The following is a 16,493-nucleotide window of genomic DNA, read 5'->3' as shown; positions in this document are numbered from 1 at the left end:
TGAATGAAAGGTACTGTTTTTGCCGTAGCGCTGAACCACCAGAGCCAGCGCGATGCCTGGCGCGACGCGTTTGAAAAAGCCCCCTACCACACGCCACCAAAAACCGCCGTGTGGTTTATCAAACCGCATAACACCGTGATCCGCACGGGCGACCCCATTCCCTTCCCGCAGGGAGAAACCGTGTTAAGCGGTGCCACGGTTGCGCTGGTTGTGGGCAAAACGGCGCGTAACGTTCCCGTGGACGAGGCGGCGGAGTACATCGCCGGTTACGCGCTTGCCAACGAGGTGAGCCTGCCGGAAGAGAGTTTTTATCGCCCTGCCATCAAGGCCAAATGCCGCGACGGCTTTTGTCCGCTGGGAGAGCTGGCCGCCGTCGACCACGTTGATAACCTGACCATCGTCACTGAAATTAACGGCCGGGAAGCGGACCACTGGAACACCGCTGACCTGCAGCGCAATGCCGCCGAACTGCTGAGCGCCCTGAGCGAGTTCGCCACCCTCAGTCCGGGCGATGCCATTCTGCTCGGCACCCCACACTCGCGCGTCCCGCTGCAGCCGGGCGATCGCGTACGCATTCTGGCGAAAGGCTTCCCGTCCCTGGAAAACCCGGTGGTTGATGAACGCGAGGTCGCCCATGCGCAAGGCCCACATCCGCACGCCACGCTGTTCGCGCTTGGTCTGAACTACGCCGATCACGCCAGCGAGCTGGCATTTACGCCGCCAACGGAACCGCTGGTGTTTATCAAAGCCCCCAACACCGTGACCGGCGATAACCAGACCTCTGTCCGCCCGAACAACATTGAGTACATGCACTACGAGGCGGAGCTGGTGGTGGTCATCGGCAAAACGGCGCACAAGGTCAGTGAGCGCGAGGCGATGGACTATGTCGCGGGCTATACCGTCTGCAACGATTACGCCATCCGTGACTACCTGGAAAACTACTACCGCCCGAACCTGCGGGTGAAAAGCCGCGACGGGTTAACCCCCCTCAGCCCGCATATCGTGCCGAAAGAGGCCATTCCCGACCCGCATAACTTAACCCTGCGCACCTTCGTGAACGGTGAATTGCGCCAGCAAGGGACCACTGCCGATCTGATCTTCAGCATCCCGTTCCTGATTGCCTATCTCAGCGAGTTTATGACCCTGCAGCCCGGCGACATGATTGCCACCGGCACGCCAAAGGGTCTGTCTGACGTACAGCCAGGCGACGAAGTGGTCGTGGAAGTAGAGGGCGTGGGCCGCCTGGTGAACCGCATTGTCAGTGAGGAGACTGCAAAATGAAAAAAATAAACCATTGGATTAACGGTAAAAACGTCGCAGGAAGTGATTACTTCCACACCACTAACCCGGCCACCGGAGAGGTGCTGGCGGAGGTCGCGTCCGGCGGTGAGGCTGAAATTCATCAGGCCGTGGCGGCGGCCAAAGAGGCATTCCCGACGTGGGCTAACCTGCCGATGAAAGAGCGCGCACGCCTGATGCGTCGCCTCGGGGATCTTATCGATCAACACGTTCCGGAGATTGCGGCCCTCGAGACCGCCGACACCGGCCTGCCGATCCACCAGACCAAAAACGTGCTTATACCACGCGCGTCGCACAACTTCGCGTTCTTCGCCGAAGTGTGCCAGCAGATGAACGGTAAAACCTACCCGGTCGACGACAAGATGCTCAACTACACCCTGGTGCAGCCGGTGGGGGTCTGCGCGCTGGTGTCGCCGTGGAACGTGCCGTTTATGACCGCCACCTGGAAGGTTGCGCCGTGCCTGGCGCTGGGCAACACCGCGGTGCTGAAGATGTCTGAACTCTCCCCGCTGACCGCCGACCGTCTGGGCGAGCTGGCGCTGGAGGCCGGTATTCCGGCGGGCGTGCTGAACGTGGTGCAGGGCTATGGCGCAACGGCGGGCGATGCGCTGGTACGTCACCACGACGTGCGCGCCGTCTCCTTTACCGGCGGCACCGCCACCGGGCGCAACATCATGAAAAACGCCGGACTGAAGAAATACTCCATGGAGCTGGGAGGGAAATCCCCGGTGCTGATTTTTGAAGATGCGGATATCGAACGCGCGCTGGATGCCGCCCTGTTCACCATCTTCTCCATCAACGGCGAGCGTTGCACCGCTGGCTCACGTATTTTCATTCAGCAGAGCATCTACCCGGAATTCGTCAGGCGCTTTGCCGAGCGCGCGAACCGTCTGCGCGTGGGTGACCCGACCGATCCGAACACTCAGGTTGGCGCGCTGATCAGCCAGCAGCACTGGGAAAAAGTCTCCGGCTATATCCGTCTTGGCATTGAAGAGGGTGCGACCCTGCTGGCGGGCGGCCCTGACAAACCCACCGATCTCCCTGCTCACCTGAAAAACGGCAACTTCCTGCGCCCGACCGTGCTGGCAGACGTCGACAACCGGATGCGCGTGGCCCAGGAAGAGATCTTCGGGCCGGTTGCCTGCCTGCTGCCGTTTAAGGACGAAGCCGAAGGGCTGCGTCTGGCTAACGACGTAGAGTACGGCCTGGCGTCATACATCTGGACCCAGGACGTCAGCAAAGTGCTGCGCCTGGCGCGCAATATCGAAGCCGGAATGGTGTTTGTAAACACCCAGAACGTGCGCGATCTGCGTCAGCCGTTTGGCGGCGTGAAGGCTTCCGGTACCGGGCGCGAAGGGGGCGAATACAGCTTCGAGGTGTTCGCTGAAATGAAAAACGTCTGCATCTCCATGGGCGACCATCCGATTCCAAAATGGGGGATCTGAGTATGGGCAAGTTAGCGTTAGCGGCAAAAATTACCCACGTTCCGTCAATGTACCTCTCTGAACTGCCGGGAAAAAACCACGGCTGCCGCCAGTCCGCCATCGACGGACACAAAGAAATCAGCAAGCGCTGTCGGGAGCTGGGCGTCGACACCATTATTGTGTTCGATACCCACTGGCTGGTGAACAGCGCCTACCACATCAACTGTGCGGATCATTTCTCCGGCATCTACACCAGCAACGAGCTGCCGCATTTTATCCGCGACATGACCTACGACTACGACGGTAACCCGGTGCTCGGCCAGCTTATCGCCGACGAAGCGGTGAAACTCGGCGTACGTGCCAAAGCGCACAACATCCCGAGCCTCAAGCTGGAGTACGGCACGCTGGTGCCAATGCGCTACATGAACAGCGATAAGCACTTCAAAGTGATCTCTATCGCCGCATTCTGCACCGTCCATGACTTCGCCGACAGCCGCAGGCTGGGCGAGGCCATCGTCAGCGCGATTCAGAAATACGACGGCACCGTGGCGGTGCTCGCCAGCGGTTCGCTGTCGCACCGTTTTATCGACGACCAGCGCGCCGAAGAGGGAATGAACAGCTACACCCGCGAGTTCGACCGTCAGATGGACGAACGCGTGGTGAAGCTGTGGCGTGAAGGCAAGTTCAGGGAGTTCTGCAGCATGCTGCCGGAGTATGCCCACTACTGCTACGGCGAGGGCAATATGCACGACACGGTGATGCTGCTGGGGATGCTCGGCTGGGACACATACGACGGCAAGGTGGAGTTCCTCACCGAGCTGTTCCCCAGCTCCGGCACCGGCCAGGTTAACGCCGTTTTCCCCCTGCCCGCGTCCGCGTAAGGAGCCACCATGCCGCACTTTATTGCTGAATGCACTGACAACATCCGCGAGCAGGCGGACCTGCCAGCACTGTTCGCCAAAGTGAACGACGCGCTTGCCGCCACGGGAATCTTCCCACTCGGCGGTATCCGTAGCCGCGCGCACTGGCTGGACACCTGGCAGATGGCCGACGGTAAGCATGATTACGCCTTTGTGCATATGACGCTGAAGATTGGCGCCGGGCGCAGTCTGGAGAGCCGGGAGGCGGTGGGAAAGGCACTGTTTGAGCTGATTAAAACCCACTTCGCCGACCTGATGGCATCGCGCTATCTGGCGCTCTCTTTTGAAATAGACGAGCTGCACCCGACGCTCAATTACAAGCAGAACAACGTGCACGCTTTGTTTAAGTAGCGCCCTTACCGGGCCGACAACGGCTTTGAACGCAAGCCGGGTGAGCAGCACGCCACCCGGCAACAACAGGAAATCGCCATGCTCGATAAACACACCCATACCCTGATCGCCCATCGTCTGCATCAGGCGGAGCAGTCCCGGGAGCAGATCCGCCAGATCTCGCTCGACTACCCGACGATCACCCTTGATGACGCCTACGCCGTACAGCGCGAATGGGTGAGCCTGAAAATCGCCGAAGGTCGCGTGCTGAAAGGCCACAAGATTGGCCTCACCTCCAAAGCGATGCAGGCCAGCTCGCAGATTAGCGAGCCGGACTACGGTGCTCTGCTCGACGACATGTTCTTCCACGACGGCAGTGATATCCCTGCCGACCGCTTTATCGTCCCGCGCATCGAAGTGGAGCTGGCCTTCGTGCTGGCAAAACCCCTGCGCGGCCCAAACTGCACCCTGTTCGACGTCTACAACGCCACGGATTACGTCATCCCCGCGCTGGAGCTGATCGACGCCCGCTGCCACAACATCGATCCCGAGACCCAGCGTCCGCGCAAGGTGTTCGACACCATCTCCGATAACGCCGCCAACGCAGGTGTGATCCTTGGCGGTCGCCCGATTAAGCCCGACGAGCTGGATCTGCGCTGGATCTCCGCCCTGCTCTACCGCAACGGCGTCATTGAAGAGACCGGGGTCGCCGCGGGCGTGCTCAACCACCCGGCCAACGGTGTGGCATGGCTTGCCAATAAACTCGCGCCGTACGACGTTCAGCTGGAGCCTGGCCAAATCATCCTCGGCGGTTCGTTTACCCGCCCGGTGCCGGCCAGCAAGGGCGATACCTTCCACGTGGACTACGGCAAGATGGGCTCCATCAGCTGCCGTTTTGTTTAGGAGACCACCATGGAAAACAGTTTCAAAGCGGCGCTCAGCGCCGGAAAACCGCAAATCGGCCTCTGGCTGGGGCTGACCAGCAGTTACAGCGCCGAGCTGCTGGCCGGTGCGGGTTTCGACTGGCTGCTGATCGACGCAGAGCACGCGCCCAATAACGTGCAAACCGTCCTGACCCAGCTGCAGGCGATCGCGCCTTACGCCAGCCAGCCGGTGGTACGCCCGTCGTGGAACGATCCGGTCCAGATCAAACAGCTGCTGGACGTCGGGGCGCAAACCCTGCTGGTGCCGATGGTACAAAACGCCGATGAAGCCCGGCTGGCGGTGCGCGCCACGCGTTATCCACCGGCGGGGATCCGCGGCGTGGGCAGCGCGCTGGCTCGCGCCTCGCGCTGGAACCGCACGCCTGATTACCTGCAGCGCGCTAACGATGCCATGTGCGTGCTGGTGCAGATTGAAACGCGCGAGGCGCTGAAAAATCTGCCGCACATCCTCGACGTGGAAGGCGTGGACGGGGTGTTTATTGGCCCGGCGGATTTGAGCGCCGACATGGGCTTTGCCGGAAATCCGCAACACCCGGAAGTCCAGGCCGCCATCGAGAAGGCCATTGCGCAGATCCGTGCGGCAGGCAAAGCGCCCGGCATCCTGATGGCTAACGAGCCGCTGGCAAAACGCTACCTCGAGCTTGGCGCGCTGTTTGTCGCCGTCGGGGTCGACACCACCCTGCTTGCACGCAGCGCCGAGGCGCTGGCGGCACGTTTTATCGATATCCCGGTTACGTCAGTAAATAACAATAAATCCGTCTACTAAACGTACGATGTGGAGCGCAACATGACGACCTCTACCCTGCAAACCCATGATAATAAAGCTGTAGAACACCGCGTTATTCAGAAGCTGTTTCGTCGTTTGATCGTGTTTCTCTTTATCCTGTTTGTCTTCTCGTTTCTTGACCGCATTAACATCGGCTTTGCCGGGCTGACGATGGGCAAAGATCTGGGCCTCACCTCGACCATGTTTGGCCTGGCCGCCACCCTGTTTTACGTCACCTACGTGATATGTGGGATCCCCAGCAACATCATGCTGGCGAAGGTCGGCGCCCGGCGCTGGATCGCCGGGATCATGGTGGTGTGGGGCATCGCTTCCACCTGCACCATGTTCGCCACCAGCCCGCACATGCTCTATGTGCTGCGCATGCTGGTGGGCATTGCCGAGGCTGGATTCCTGCCGGGGATCCTCGTCTATCTCACCTGGTGGTTCCCTGCTTACCACCGCGCCCGCGCCAATGCGTTGTTTATGATCGCCATGCCGGTGACCATGATGCTCGGCTCGATCCTCTCCGGTTATATTCTGGCCATGGACGGGCTGTGGAACCTGAAAGGCTGGCAATGGCTGTTCCTGCTGGAGGGGCTACCGTCCGTGGTGCTCGGCGTTGTGACGTGGTTCTACCTGAACGACACGCCGGATCAGGCCAGCTGGCTGGATGACGACGAAAAGCAGGCGCTTAAAACAATGATCGCCCGCGAGCAGGAGTCGGCCATCGCCCGTCCCGTCACGCCGCGTTCGACGCTGCGCGAAGTGTTTACCCCGGCCGTGCTGCTCTATACCCTGGCCTATTTCTGCCTCACGAACACCCTGAGCGCGATAAATATCTGGACGCCGCAGATCCTGCAGAGCTTCAACACCGGCAGCAGCAACATTGTGATTGGCCTGCTGGCGGCGATCCCGCAGTTTTGCACCATCCTCGGGATGATCTGGTGGAGCCGCCGCTCCGACAGGCTGAAAGAGCGAAAAAAGCACACCATTCTGCCGTATCTCTTTGCGGCGGCAGGATGGCTGCTGGCCTCGGCGACCCACCACAGCCTGATCCAGCTGCTTGGCATCATCATGGCCTCAACCGGATCGTTTACCGCCATGGCGATCTTCTGGACCACGCCGGATCGGGTTATTAGCCTGCAGTCGCGGGCGGTCGCACTGGCGGTGATCAATGCCATCGGTAACGTCGGATCCGCCGTCAGCCCGCTGTTGATCGGCATTCTGCGTGACAGCACCGGCAGCTTCAGCTCCGGGTTGTGGTTTGTTGCCGGCTTGCTGGTGGTCGGCGCGCTGGTGCTGACACGTATCCCGATGACGCAGCGGGAGAGCCTTGAGCACGAGCCAGGTATGGCGGCGCAGAAAATCCCGTAAGGAGCGGCTATGTGCCAGAACCCGATCGCGAATATCGACATCAGCAAAGAGTACGACGAAAGTCTGGGAACGGATGATGTTCACTATCAGTCGTTCGCCCGCATGGCGGCCTTTTTTGGCCGCGACATGCAGGCTCACCGTCACGACCAGTATTTTCAGATGCACTTTCTGGATACCGGACAGATCGAACTGCAGCTCGACGATCACCGCTACTCGGTGCAGGCTCCGCTATTTGTGCTCACGCCCCCGTCGGTGCCGCACGCGTTTATTACCGAATCCGACAGCGACGGGCACGTTCTGACGGTGCGCGAGGATCTGATCTGGCCGCTGCTGGAAGTGCTCTACCCCGGCACGCGGGAAGCCTTTGGCCTGCCGGGGATCTGCCTCTCGCTGGCCGATAAGCCGGACGAACTGGCGGCACTGAAGCACTACTGGCCGCTGATTGCCCGGGAATCTACGGAACAACTGCCCGGGCGCGAACACACGCTGGTTCTGTTAGCCCAGGCGGTGTTCACCCTGCTGCTGCGCAACGCGAAGCTCGACGATCACGCCGCCAGCGGCATGCGCGGCGAGCTGAAACTGTTCCAGCGCTTTACCCAGTTGATTGACGTCCATTTTCATGAGCACTGGACGGTGCCGGAATATGCCAGCGAGCTGCACCTGACCGAATCGCGTCTGACCGATATCTGCCGGCGCTTCGCCAACCGCCCGCCGAAGCGGCTGATTTTTGACCGTCAGCTGCGTGAAGCGAGGCGGATGCTGCTCTTCTCCGACAGCGCGGTCAGCGAAATCGCCTGGCAGCTGGGGTTTAAAGACCCGGCCTATTTTGCCCGGTTTTTTAATCGGTTAGTGGGGTGTTCGCCGAGCGCGTATCGGGCGCAAAAAGTGCCGGTGTCGTCTGTTACCCCACCCCAGCCCTGACCCTCGCCCGGGTTCAGGGTGAGGGAAATCACACTCTGCGATCATATGCGAAAAGTACCAGCCGTTGTCCCAATCGTCCCTTCACGTTCCCCCCCGCTCAGGCTTCAATTAAACAACAAAAACAAAACATAAATTTAACATCACTGTTCCGATACGAGGTCCCTATGAAGCCTGAAGATTTCCGCGCTGATGCCAAACGTCCGTTAACCGGTGAAGAGTATTTAAAAAGCCTGCAGGATGGCCGTGAGATTTATATCTACGGCGAGCGCGTCAAAGACGTGACCACTCATCCGGCGTTTCGCAATGCGGCAGCCTCCATCGCGCAGATGTACGATGCGCTGCACAAGCCTGACATGCAGGACACGCTGTGCTGGGGCACCGATACCGGCAGCGGCGGCTATACCCATAAGTTTTTCCGCGTGGCGAAAAGCGCCGACGACCTGCGTCAACAGCGTGACGCCATCGCCGAGTGGTCGCGCCTGAGCTACGGCTGGATGGGCCGCACCCCGGACTACAAGGCGGCGTTTGGCTGCGCGCTCGGTGCCAATCCGGCGTTCTACGGCCAGTTCGAACAGAACGCCCGCAACTGGTACACCCGTATTCAGGAAACCGGGCTTTACTTCAACCACGCCATCGTTAACCCCCCCATCGACCGTCACAAACCGGCGGACGAAGTAAAAGACGTCTACATCAAGCTGGAAAAAGAGACCGACGCCGGGATCATCGTTAGCGGCGCAAAAGTGGTGGCAACCAACTCGGCGCTGACTCACTACAACATGATCGGTTTTGGCTCCGCGCAGGTGATGGGCGAAAACCCGGACTTCGCGCTGATGTTCGTTGCGCCAATGGACGCCGAAGGCGTGAAGCTGATCTCTCGCGCCTCTTACGAAATGGTGGCAGGCGCGACCGGCTCTCCGTACGACTACCCGCTCTCCAGCCGTTTCGACGAAAACGACGCGATCCTGGTGATGGATCATGTGCTGATCCCCTGGGAAAACGTGCTGATCTACCGCGATTTCGATCGCTGCCGTCGCTGGACCATGGAAGGCGGTTTTGCCCGCATGTACCCGCTGCAGGCCTGCGTACGTCTGGCGGTGAAGCTCGATTTCATTACCGCGCTGCTGAAGAAATCGCTGGAGTGTACCGGCACCCTGGAGTTCCGCGGCGTGCAGGCGGATCTCGGGGAAGTGGTGGCCTGGCGCAACATGTTCTGGGCGCTGAGCGACTCCATGTGTTCTGAAGCCACACCGTGGGTGAATGGTGCGTATCTGCCGGATCACGCGGCGCTGCAGACCTACCGCGTCATGGCCCCGATGGCCTATGCGAAGATCAAGAACATCATCGAGCGTAACGTCACCAGCGGCCTGATCTATCTGCCGTCCAGCGCGCGAGACCTGAACAATCCGCAGATCGACCAGTATCTGGCGAAATACGTGCGCGGCTCCAACGGCATGGATCACGTGGAACGCATTAAGATTTTGAAACTGATGTGGGATGCCATCGGCAGCGAGTTTGGTGGTCGTCACGAGCTGTATGAGATCAACTACTCCGGCAGCCAGGACGAAATCCGTCTGCAGTGTCTGCGTCAGGCACAGAGCTCTGGCAACATGGACAAAATGATGGCAATGGTCGACCGCTGCATGTCCGAGTACGACCAGCATGGCTGGACGGTGCCGCACCTGCACAATAATTCCGATATCAACATGCTGGATAAGCTGCTGAAATAACGCAGCGGGAGGTTTCAATGCATACAGAACAACGCCTGCGTTTTCGCGATGCGATGGCCAGCCTGTCGGCGGCGGTTAATGTTGTCACCACCGAGGGCGATGCAGGACGCTGCGGCATTACCGCCACCGCCGTCTGTTCGGTCACGGACACCCCGCCATCGTTGATGGTCTGCATCAATGCCAACAGCGCCATGAACCCGGTTTTCCAGGGTAACGGTAAGCTGTGCGTCAACGTGCTGAACCATGAGCAGGAGATCATGGCCCGCCACTTCGCCGGGATGACCGGCATGGCAATGGACGATCGCTTTGCCCTCTCCTGCTGGCAGAAAGGTCCGCAGGGGCAACCGGTGCTGAAGGGCGCGCTGGCAAGCCTTGAAGGCGAGATTAGCCAGGTGCAAACCATCGGCACCCATCTGGTTTATCTCGTTGAAATTAAAAACATCATTCTGAGCGAAGCGGGACACGGCCTGATCTATTTTAAACGCCGTTTCCACCCCGTCATGATGGAGACTGAAGCCGCAGTGTGACCCCCTCCTGCGCTGGCCGTTTCCCGGCCAGCGCCAATTTCCACAAAAATTCCTAAGGTTTCCGCTTAATCACGCCGTTATATAGCCATAAGAGAAATTTTCTGTGTCTGAATACTGACAATACATGTCAGTGCTACCCGCATCATTCAGCGCATACCCTAATATACAGGAAGACCTTATGGCTAAATCGACGCGGAGCCGCTCGGCTGAACGTCTGGTCGATATTCTGGTTGAGTTACATTTAAATGGTGTGGTAAACCGCAGTGCGCTCATGGAAAAATTTAAAATTACCGAGCGCACCGTCTACCGGGATTTAAATGCGCTTTCACCTATTGTGGAACATACCGGTAACGGACTGTATCGTCTGATCCACTCCGCACAATCTCCCGGTGGACAAGGATTACATCACACGATTGCTAACTTCCTGAATGCCGATAGCTTTTTCCCGGAAAGAAATACGGAATTCTGGCAGAAACTTGAAACACGCGTTGACGAAAATCATATTCTTATTCTTGGCAACGAAGCAGAGCACACGGTAGAACGTGATATTCGTCGCTATTTATCGAAAATCGAGAAATCGATTAAGAATCGTAATGTATGCCAGATCGTTTATAAGGGTAAAACCCGCCTGATTAATCCCTATAAACTCATTAACAATAAAAATATATGGTATTTACAAGCCACCGAGAATAGCCGGCTAAAATCCTTCTCGTTGAGTCAGATTAGCTGGTTTGATATTCAACAAAAAACCTTCACGCCGGAAGAAAATGCGCTCGGGCTGCTGGAAAAAAGCCGCGATCCGTGGGTGTCGGAAGACACTTTCGAAGTGAAAATATTCATTAAAGATACTATTTCACATTACTTTATGCGCCGCGACCTGCTGCCGGAACAAGAGCTTGTCGGTGAGCAGTACAACGGCGTCACGCTGCGCTGTCAGGCGGCACACGAGAACCAGATCCTGCCGCTGCTGTTCTACTGGCTGCCGAACATTCAAATTCTGGAGCCCAACTGGCTAAAAGAGAAGCTGCTTAAAACGCTGGAAAATTATCTGGCGGTAGAGCGCACAGCAGATAACCACGTGATCTCAATCACATAATTTCTCCCGGCGGCGGCGAGACGGAACCACTCGCCGCCCTCTTTGACCGCTCACCTGGTCCTTTCAACCGCTCATTCATTTACCTGTCTTTACACGCGCGTGGTTCTGGCACGATCGCTCCAGCATTAATCAATACCTCCTCATAACGAACCCTGACCCTTTTTCATTACATAAAAAACCAGGTCTTACTATGGATACGAAAAAACTACTGAAGCACGTGCCCTGGGCGTTACTCGGGATCCTCGGCGCTTTTTGTCTGGCGGTTGTCGCACTACGCCGGGGCGAACACGTAAGCGCCCTGTGGATCGTCGTTGCGTCTGTCTCCGTCTATCTTGTTGCTTATCGCTACTACAGCTTATACATCGCGCAGAAGGTCATGAAACTCGACCCGACGCGTGCCACTCCGGCGGTCATTAATAATGACGGCCTCAACTACGTGCCCACCAACCGCTACGTGTTGTTTGGTCACCACTTTGCCGCTATCGCCGGTGCGGGTCCGCTGGTCGGCCCGGTTCTGGCCGCGCAGATGGGCTACCTGCCTGGTACCCTGTGGCTGCTCGCGGGCGTAGTGCTGGCCGGGGCGGTGCAGGACTTTATGGTGCTGTTTATCTCTTCTCGCCGTAACGGCGCCTCTCTGGGTGAGATGGTCAAAGAGGAGATGGGCCGCGTGCCGGGGACCATCGCACTGTTCGGCTGCTTCCTGATTATGATCATCATCCTCGCGGTGCTGGCGTTAATCGTGGTGAAAGCGCTGGCCGAAAGTCCGTGGGGGGTCTTCACCGTCTGCTCTACCGTGCCGATTGCGCTGTTCATGGGTATCTACATGCGCTTTATCCGCCCGGGTCGCGTGGGTGAAGTGTCGGTGATTGGTATTGTGCTGCTGGTTGCATCCATCTACTTCGGTGGCGTGATTGCGCACGACCCGTACTGGGGCCCGGCGCTGACCTTCAAGGACACCACCATCACCTTCGCGCTGATTGGGTATGCGTTTGTCTCCGCTCTGCTGCCGGTCTGGCTGATCCTGGCACCGCGTGACTACCTGGCGACCTTCCTGAAAATCGGCGTTATCGTCGGTCTGGCAATCGGCATCCTGGTGATTAACCCGGATCTGAAAATGCCGGCAGTGACCCAGTACATCGACGGTACCGGTCCTCTGTGGAAAGGTGCGCTGTTCCCGTTCCTGTTTATCACCATTGCCTGCGGTGCGGTCTCTGGCTTCCACGCCCTGATTGCTTCCGGTACCACACCGAAGCTGCTGGCTAACGAAAAAGACGCGCGTCTGATTGGCTACGGCGCAATGCTGATGGAGTCTTTCGTGGCGATCATGGCGCTGGTTGCCGCGTCCATCATCGAACCGGGTCTCTACTTCGCGATGAACACCCCTCCGGCAGGCCTGGGCATTACCATGCCAAACCTGCATGAGATGGGCGGTGATAACGCGGCGCTGATCATGGCGCAGCTGAAAGATGCGAGCGCACATGCTGCCGCAACCGTCAGCTCCTGGGGCTTCGTGATTTCGCCTGAGCAGATCATGCAGACCGCGAAAGACATTGGCGAACCGTCAGTCCTGAACCGCGCCGGTGGCGCACCGACGCTGGCAGTGGGTATCGCACACGTGTTCCACAAAGTGCTGCCGTGGGCGGACATGGGCTTCTGGTACCACTTCGGTATTCTCTTTGAAGCGTTGTTCATCCTCACCGCGCTGGACGCCGGTACCCGTGCGGGACGCTTTATGCTGCAGGACCTGCTGGGTAACTTCGTGCCGTTCCTGAAGAAAACCGACTCTCTGGTGGCGGGTATTCTGGGAACCGCGGGCTGCGTGGGTCTGTGGGGTTACCTGCTGTATCAGGGCGTTGTCGACCCGCTGGGCGGCGTGAAGAGCCTGTGGCCGCTGTTCGGTATCTCTAACCAGATGCTGGCCGCTGTCGCCCTGGTTCTTGGCACCGTTGTACTGGTGAAGATGAAACGCACCAAATACATCTGGGTCACCGTGATCCCTGCGCTGTGGCTGCTGCTTTGCACCACCTGGGCGCTTGGTCTGAAACTGTTCAGCGCCAATCCGCAGCTGGAAGGCTTCTTCTTCATGGCTAACCAGTACAAAGAGAAAATTGCCGCAGGCGGCGCGGACCTCACTGCCCAGCAGATTGCCAACATGAACCATATCGTGGTGAACAACTACACCAACGCAGGTCTGAGCATTCTGTTCCTGGTGGTGGTGTACAGCATCATCTTCTACGGCATCAAAACCTGGCTGAACGTGCGTAACGCCGAGGGTCGTACGGATAAAGAAACCCCGTATGTCCCGGTACCGGAAGGCGGCGTGAAGACCTCTTCACACCACTAATCCGCCCTCGCATCCCTCTCCCTCCGGGAGAGGGTTAGGGTGAAGGGAAACTACGCCCGGCAGCCCCTGCCGGGCTTTTTCTATCTGGAAGGCACAATGTTTGGTAACTTAGGCGAAGCGAAAAAATACCTCGGTCAGGCGGCGAAAATGCTGATTGGCATTCCGGACTATGACAACTACGTTGAGCATATGAAGACCAACCATCCGGATAAACCGTACATGACCTATACCGAATTCTTCCGCGAGCGTCAGGAAGCGCGCTACGGCGGGAGTGGAGAAGGCGGCGTACGCTGCTGCTAAAGGAGAGACCATGACCCCGATTGCCGTCACCCTGCTGACCGGTTTCCTTGGCGCCGGTAAAACCACCCTGCTGCGCCACATTCTGAACGCGCAGCACGGCTTCAAAATCGCCGTGATCGAAAACGAATTCGGCGAAGTCTCGGTCGACGATCAGCTGATTGGCGATCGCGCCACGCAGATCAAAACCCTGACTAACGGCTGCATCTGCTGCACCCGCTCGAATGAATTAGAAGATGCCCTGCTGGATCTGCTCGACAGCCGCGATCGCGGTGAAATCGATTTTGATCGCCTGGTGATTGAATGCACCGGTATGGCCGACCCCGGCCCGATTATTCAGACCTTTTTCGCCCATGAGATCCTCTGCCAGCGCTACCTGCTGGACGGCGTCATTGCGCTGGTCGACGCGGTTCATGCCGACGAACAGATGAACCAGTTCACCCTCGCCCAGTCGCAGGTGGGCTACGCCGATCGCATCCTGCTGACCAAAACCGACGTGGCGGGCGACAGCGAAAAACTGCGCGAGCGCCTGACGCGTATCAACTCGCGGGCGCCGATTTACATCGCGACGCACGGTGATATCGACCTCTCGCAGCTGTTCAACACCAACGGCTTTATGCTGGAAGAGCATGTCACCTCAACGCCGCGCTTCCACTTTATGGCAGATAAGCAAAACGACGTCTCGTCGATTGTGGTCGAGCTGGATTACCCGGTGGATATCAGCGACGTCTCCCGCGTCATGGAAAACCTGCTGCTCTCTTTTGCCGACAGGCTGCTGCGCTACAAAGGGATGCTGTGGATTGATGGCGAACCGAACCGCCTGCTGTTCCAGGGCGTACAGCGTCTGTACAGCGCGGACTGGGACAGACCGTGGGGAGATGAAACACCGCGAAGCGTCATGGTGTTTATTGGGCTACAGCTGCCGGAAGACGAGATCCGGACAGCGTTTGCAGCACTGCGCAAATAACCGTACGAGCGCAGCCCTCTCCGCAGTTGAGGAGAGGGCTGTGAGATTATTTCAGCGCGTCGGGCAGCGTCACAATCCACAGTTCGCTTTCTGACGCCGGCTTCGCCAGCGGCTTCACGGCGAGGGTAGTCGCAACCGGTTTATCATCAATCGTGAGCGCACCTTGCGAATTCACCCGATAATCCTTGAGCTTCTTGCCCTCGACCGGATTTTCCATCGCCACCTTCACGCCAAAGTCGTTATCGTTCGCGACCGCCAGCGTGTTGTTGTCAATCAGCGCTAACCCTTCGGCCTTTTCCTGCTGCCAGCCAAGCGCGCGCAAATCCACGACCTGGGTTTTAGCCGCCAGCGTAATGCCGCGCTGGGCCAGCGTCTTCTCGTCATCAAACTCCGGGTATTCGCCCGGCTTATCGAAGCGTGTCAGATCGCTCGCCTTGCTGAGGTCCACCTTGTAGATGAGGTTGCGCATGCCATCGTTTTTATCGCTGCCCTGCTCAATCAGCAGCAGGTGCTGATTATCAAGCGCCACAATATCGCCAATTTTGGCGTCACTGTTTTTGCTGTAGGCTTCGCTGTCGATGGGATAACCGTACATCGCGGTTTTCCCGGTCGCCGGGTCGAAGCTCACCAGGCGGGTAAACAGCGCCTGTTTTTTGCTTTTGCCGTCGATATCCAGCGTGCTTTGCACCGCGGCAATGATACGCCCGTCCGGCATACGGGTCAGGCCTTCAAAGCCCCGGTTTGGTTGACGCCATTTAATAATATTCGGCAAGCCGCCCGCGATGGATTTCTCGCCTTCCGCCGCCTGCGGACCGTGAATCGCCAGGATCTTGCCTTTGCTGTCGACGTTAATCAGGAACGGACCGTATTCGTCACACAGCCAGTAACCGCCTTTACCGTCCGGCGTGATACCTTCCGTATCCAGCCCGCGATTGTCGCCCTTCAGCACCTTTAACGTGTCACTGAACGCCACTTCATTGGTCGAGCCAATCACGCCGCTTTGCAGCGGCAGACCGTTGATCGCGCCTTTATCGTCATGCAGAGGGCGCGCATCGACGGCCTCCGCTTTGCCATTTTGTACGCGAATCGTCATCAGCAGCGGAGCGAAATCGGGCGTGACAAAGATTTTGGCTTCGTCTTTCCCCACTTTCGGCGAATCCGCATTCGGACCGCGATCGGTCACGGTCGCAAACGTCAGGGTATCGCCCTGTTTACCGGTAAACAGCAGGCCAGAGCCAATCCCGACCGGGAGTCCCTTCGGGAACGCACCGGCAAACGCGCCGCTGTAGCTCACGCGCGTGCCTTCGGGGAAGCTGACAACATAGTGCTCGGCCGTGGGCTGCGCCGCCAGGCCAGAGAAAGAGAGCGCACAACCGATAAGCACAGGAATAATTTTTCTTTTCATATTGTTAGTATCCAGAAAGTGAAGCCAACAACGTAAAGAACAAACGTGTCAGGAAAATGACACCGCAGAGATACGCGGGCAGGCAATTGCAGGCGCGTGAACCGCCAGAAATGTAAAACTAAACCACGAAGTGTAAAATTTGAAATGTTTCT

General features: G+C 58.2%; 15 protein-coding genes. 14 read left to right on the top strand and 1 reads right to left on the bottom strand.

What is annotated here, in order from left to right:
* The first annotated feature begins 3 nt into the window (after positions 1-3).
* The 14 genes from hpaG to yjiA all read left to right on the top strand — a co-directional run bounded on the left by hpaG (position 4) and on the right by yjiA (position 14,936).
* On the top strand, positions 4-1,281 hold the full coding sequence (gene hpaG, locus BH714_RS17665; RefSeq protein ID WP_040018561.1) for a 4-hydroxyphenylacetate degradation bifunctional isomerase/decarboxylase: 1,278 nt from the start codon (positions 4-6) through the stop codon (positions 1,279-1,281).
* Positions 1,278-2,744: a 5-carboxymethyl-2-hydroxymuconate semialdehyde dehydrogenase gene (gene hpaE / locus BH714_RS17660; protein WP_014168491.1), complete on the top strand. Its 1,467-nt coding sequence runs from the start codon at positions 1,278-1,280 to the stop codon at positions 2,742-2,744. The genes hpaG and hpaE overlap by 4 nt, the downstream gene beginning before the upstream one ends.
* A gap of 2 nt (positions 2,745-2,746) precedes the next feature.
* On the top strand, positions 2,747-3,604 hold the full coding sequence (hpaD, locus tag BH714_RS17655; RefSeq protein ID WP_040018560.1) for a 3,4-dihydroxyphenylacetate 2,3-dioxygenase: 858 nt from the start codon (positions 2,747-2,749) through the stop codon (positions 3,602-3,604).
* A gap of 9 nt (positions 3,605-3,613) precedes the next feature.
* Positions 3,614-3,994, top strand: a complete 381-nt coding sequence (locus BH714_RS17650) for a 5-carboxymethyl-2-hydroxymuconate Delta-isomerase (protein ID WP_020885308.1) — start codon at positions 3,614-3,616, stop codon at positions 3,992-3,994.
* 78 nt (positions 3,995-4,072) lie between these two features.
* A complete protein-coding gene (gene hpaH / locus BH714_RS17645; protein WP_014168488.1) occupies positions 4,073-4,876 on the top strand; it encodes a 2-oxo-hept-4-ene-1,7-dioate hydratase in 804 nt (267 codons plus the stop codon).
* Between the two features lie 9 nt (positions 4,877-4,885).
* On the top strand, positions 4,886-5,683 hold the full coding sequence (gene hpaI, locus BH714_RS17640) for a 4-hydroxy-2-oxoheptanedioate aldolase (protein WP_040018558.1): 798 nt from the start codon (positions 4,886-4,888) through the stop codon (positions 5,681-5,683).
* Between the two features lie 21 nt (positions 5,684-5,704).
* Positions 5,705-7,057, top strand: coding sequence for a 4-hydroxyphenylacetate permease (hpaX, locus tag BH714_RS17635; protein WP_040018557.1), 1,353 nt, complete (start codon positions 5,705-5,707; stop codon positions 7,055-7,057).
* Between the two features lie 9 nt (positions 7,058-7,066).
* On the top strand, positions 7,067-7,978 hold the full coding sequence (gene hpaA / locus BH714_RS17630) for a 4-hydroxyphenylacetate catabolism regulatory protein HpaA (RefSeq protein WP_014168485.1): 912 nt from the start codon (positions 7,067-7,069) through the stop codon (positions 7,976-7,978).
* Positions 7,979-8,142: 164 nt separating this feature from the next.
* Positions 8,143-9,705, top strand: coding sequence for a 4-hydroxyphenylacetate 3-monooxygenase, oxygenase component (gene hpaB, locus BH714_RS17625; protein WP_014168483.1), 1,563 nt, complete (start codon positions 8,143-8,145; stop codon positions 9,703-9,705).
* A 17-nt stretch (positions 9,706-9,722) separates the two neighbouring features.
* Positions 9,723-10,232 carry a 4-hydroxyphenylacetate 3-monooxygenase reductase subunit gene (locus BH714_RS17620; protein ID WP_014168481.1) on the top strand — a complete coding sequence of 170 codons (510 nt, stop codon included), beginning with the start codon at positions 9,723-9,725 and terminating at the stop codon, positions 10,230-10,232.
* Positions 10,233-10,410: 178 nt separating this feature from the next.
* Positions 10,411-11,328: a helix-turn-helix transcriptional regulator gene (locus tag BH714_RS17615; RefSeq protein WP_040018555.1), complete on the top strand. Its 918-nt coding sequence runs from the start codon at positions 10,411-10,413 to the stop codon at positions 11,326-11,328.
* 190 nt (positions 11,329-11,518) lie between these two features.
* A complete protein-coding gene (locus BH714_RS17610) occupies positions 11,519-13,672 on the top strand; it encodes a carbon starvation CstA family protein (RefSeq protein ID WP_020885314.1) in 2,154 nt (717 codons plus the stop codon).
* A gap of 96 nt (positions 13,673-13,768) precedes the next feature.
* Positions 13,769-13,972, top strand: a complete 204-nt coding sequence (locus BH714_RS17605; RefSeq protein ID WP_003856610.1) for a YbdD/YjiX family protein — start codon at positions 13,769-13,771, stop codon at positions 13,970-13,972.
* 10 nt (positions 13,973-13,982) lie between these two features.
* Complete coding sequence (gene yjiA, locus BH714_RS17600; protein WP_020885316.1) at positions 13,983-14,936, top strand: GTPase; 954 nt, start codon at positions 13,983-13,985, stop codon at positions 14,934-14,936.
* A gap of 46 nt (positions 14,937-14,982) precedes the next feature.
* Here the strand turns inward: yjiA and BH714_RS17595 are convergent, their stop codons facing one another.
* A complete protein-coding gene (locus BH714_RS17595) occupies positions 14,983-16,341 on the bottom strand; it encodes an esterase-like activity of phytase family protein (RefSeq protein WP_040018554.1) in 1,359 nt (452 codons plus the stop codon).
* Positions 16,342-16,493: the final 152 nt, after the last annotated feature.

This window comes from Enterobacter ludwigii (assembly GCF_001750725.1).
In the GTDB taxonomy this organism is placed as follows: Bacteria; Pseudomonadota; Gammaproteobacteria; order Enterobacterales; family Enterobacteriaceae; genus Enterobacter; species Enterobacter ludwigii.
This window is presented reverse-complemented; position numbering and strand designations above follow the sequence as displayed.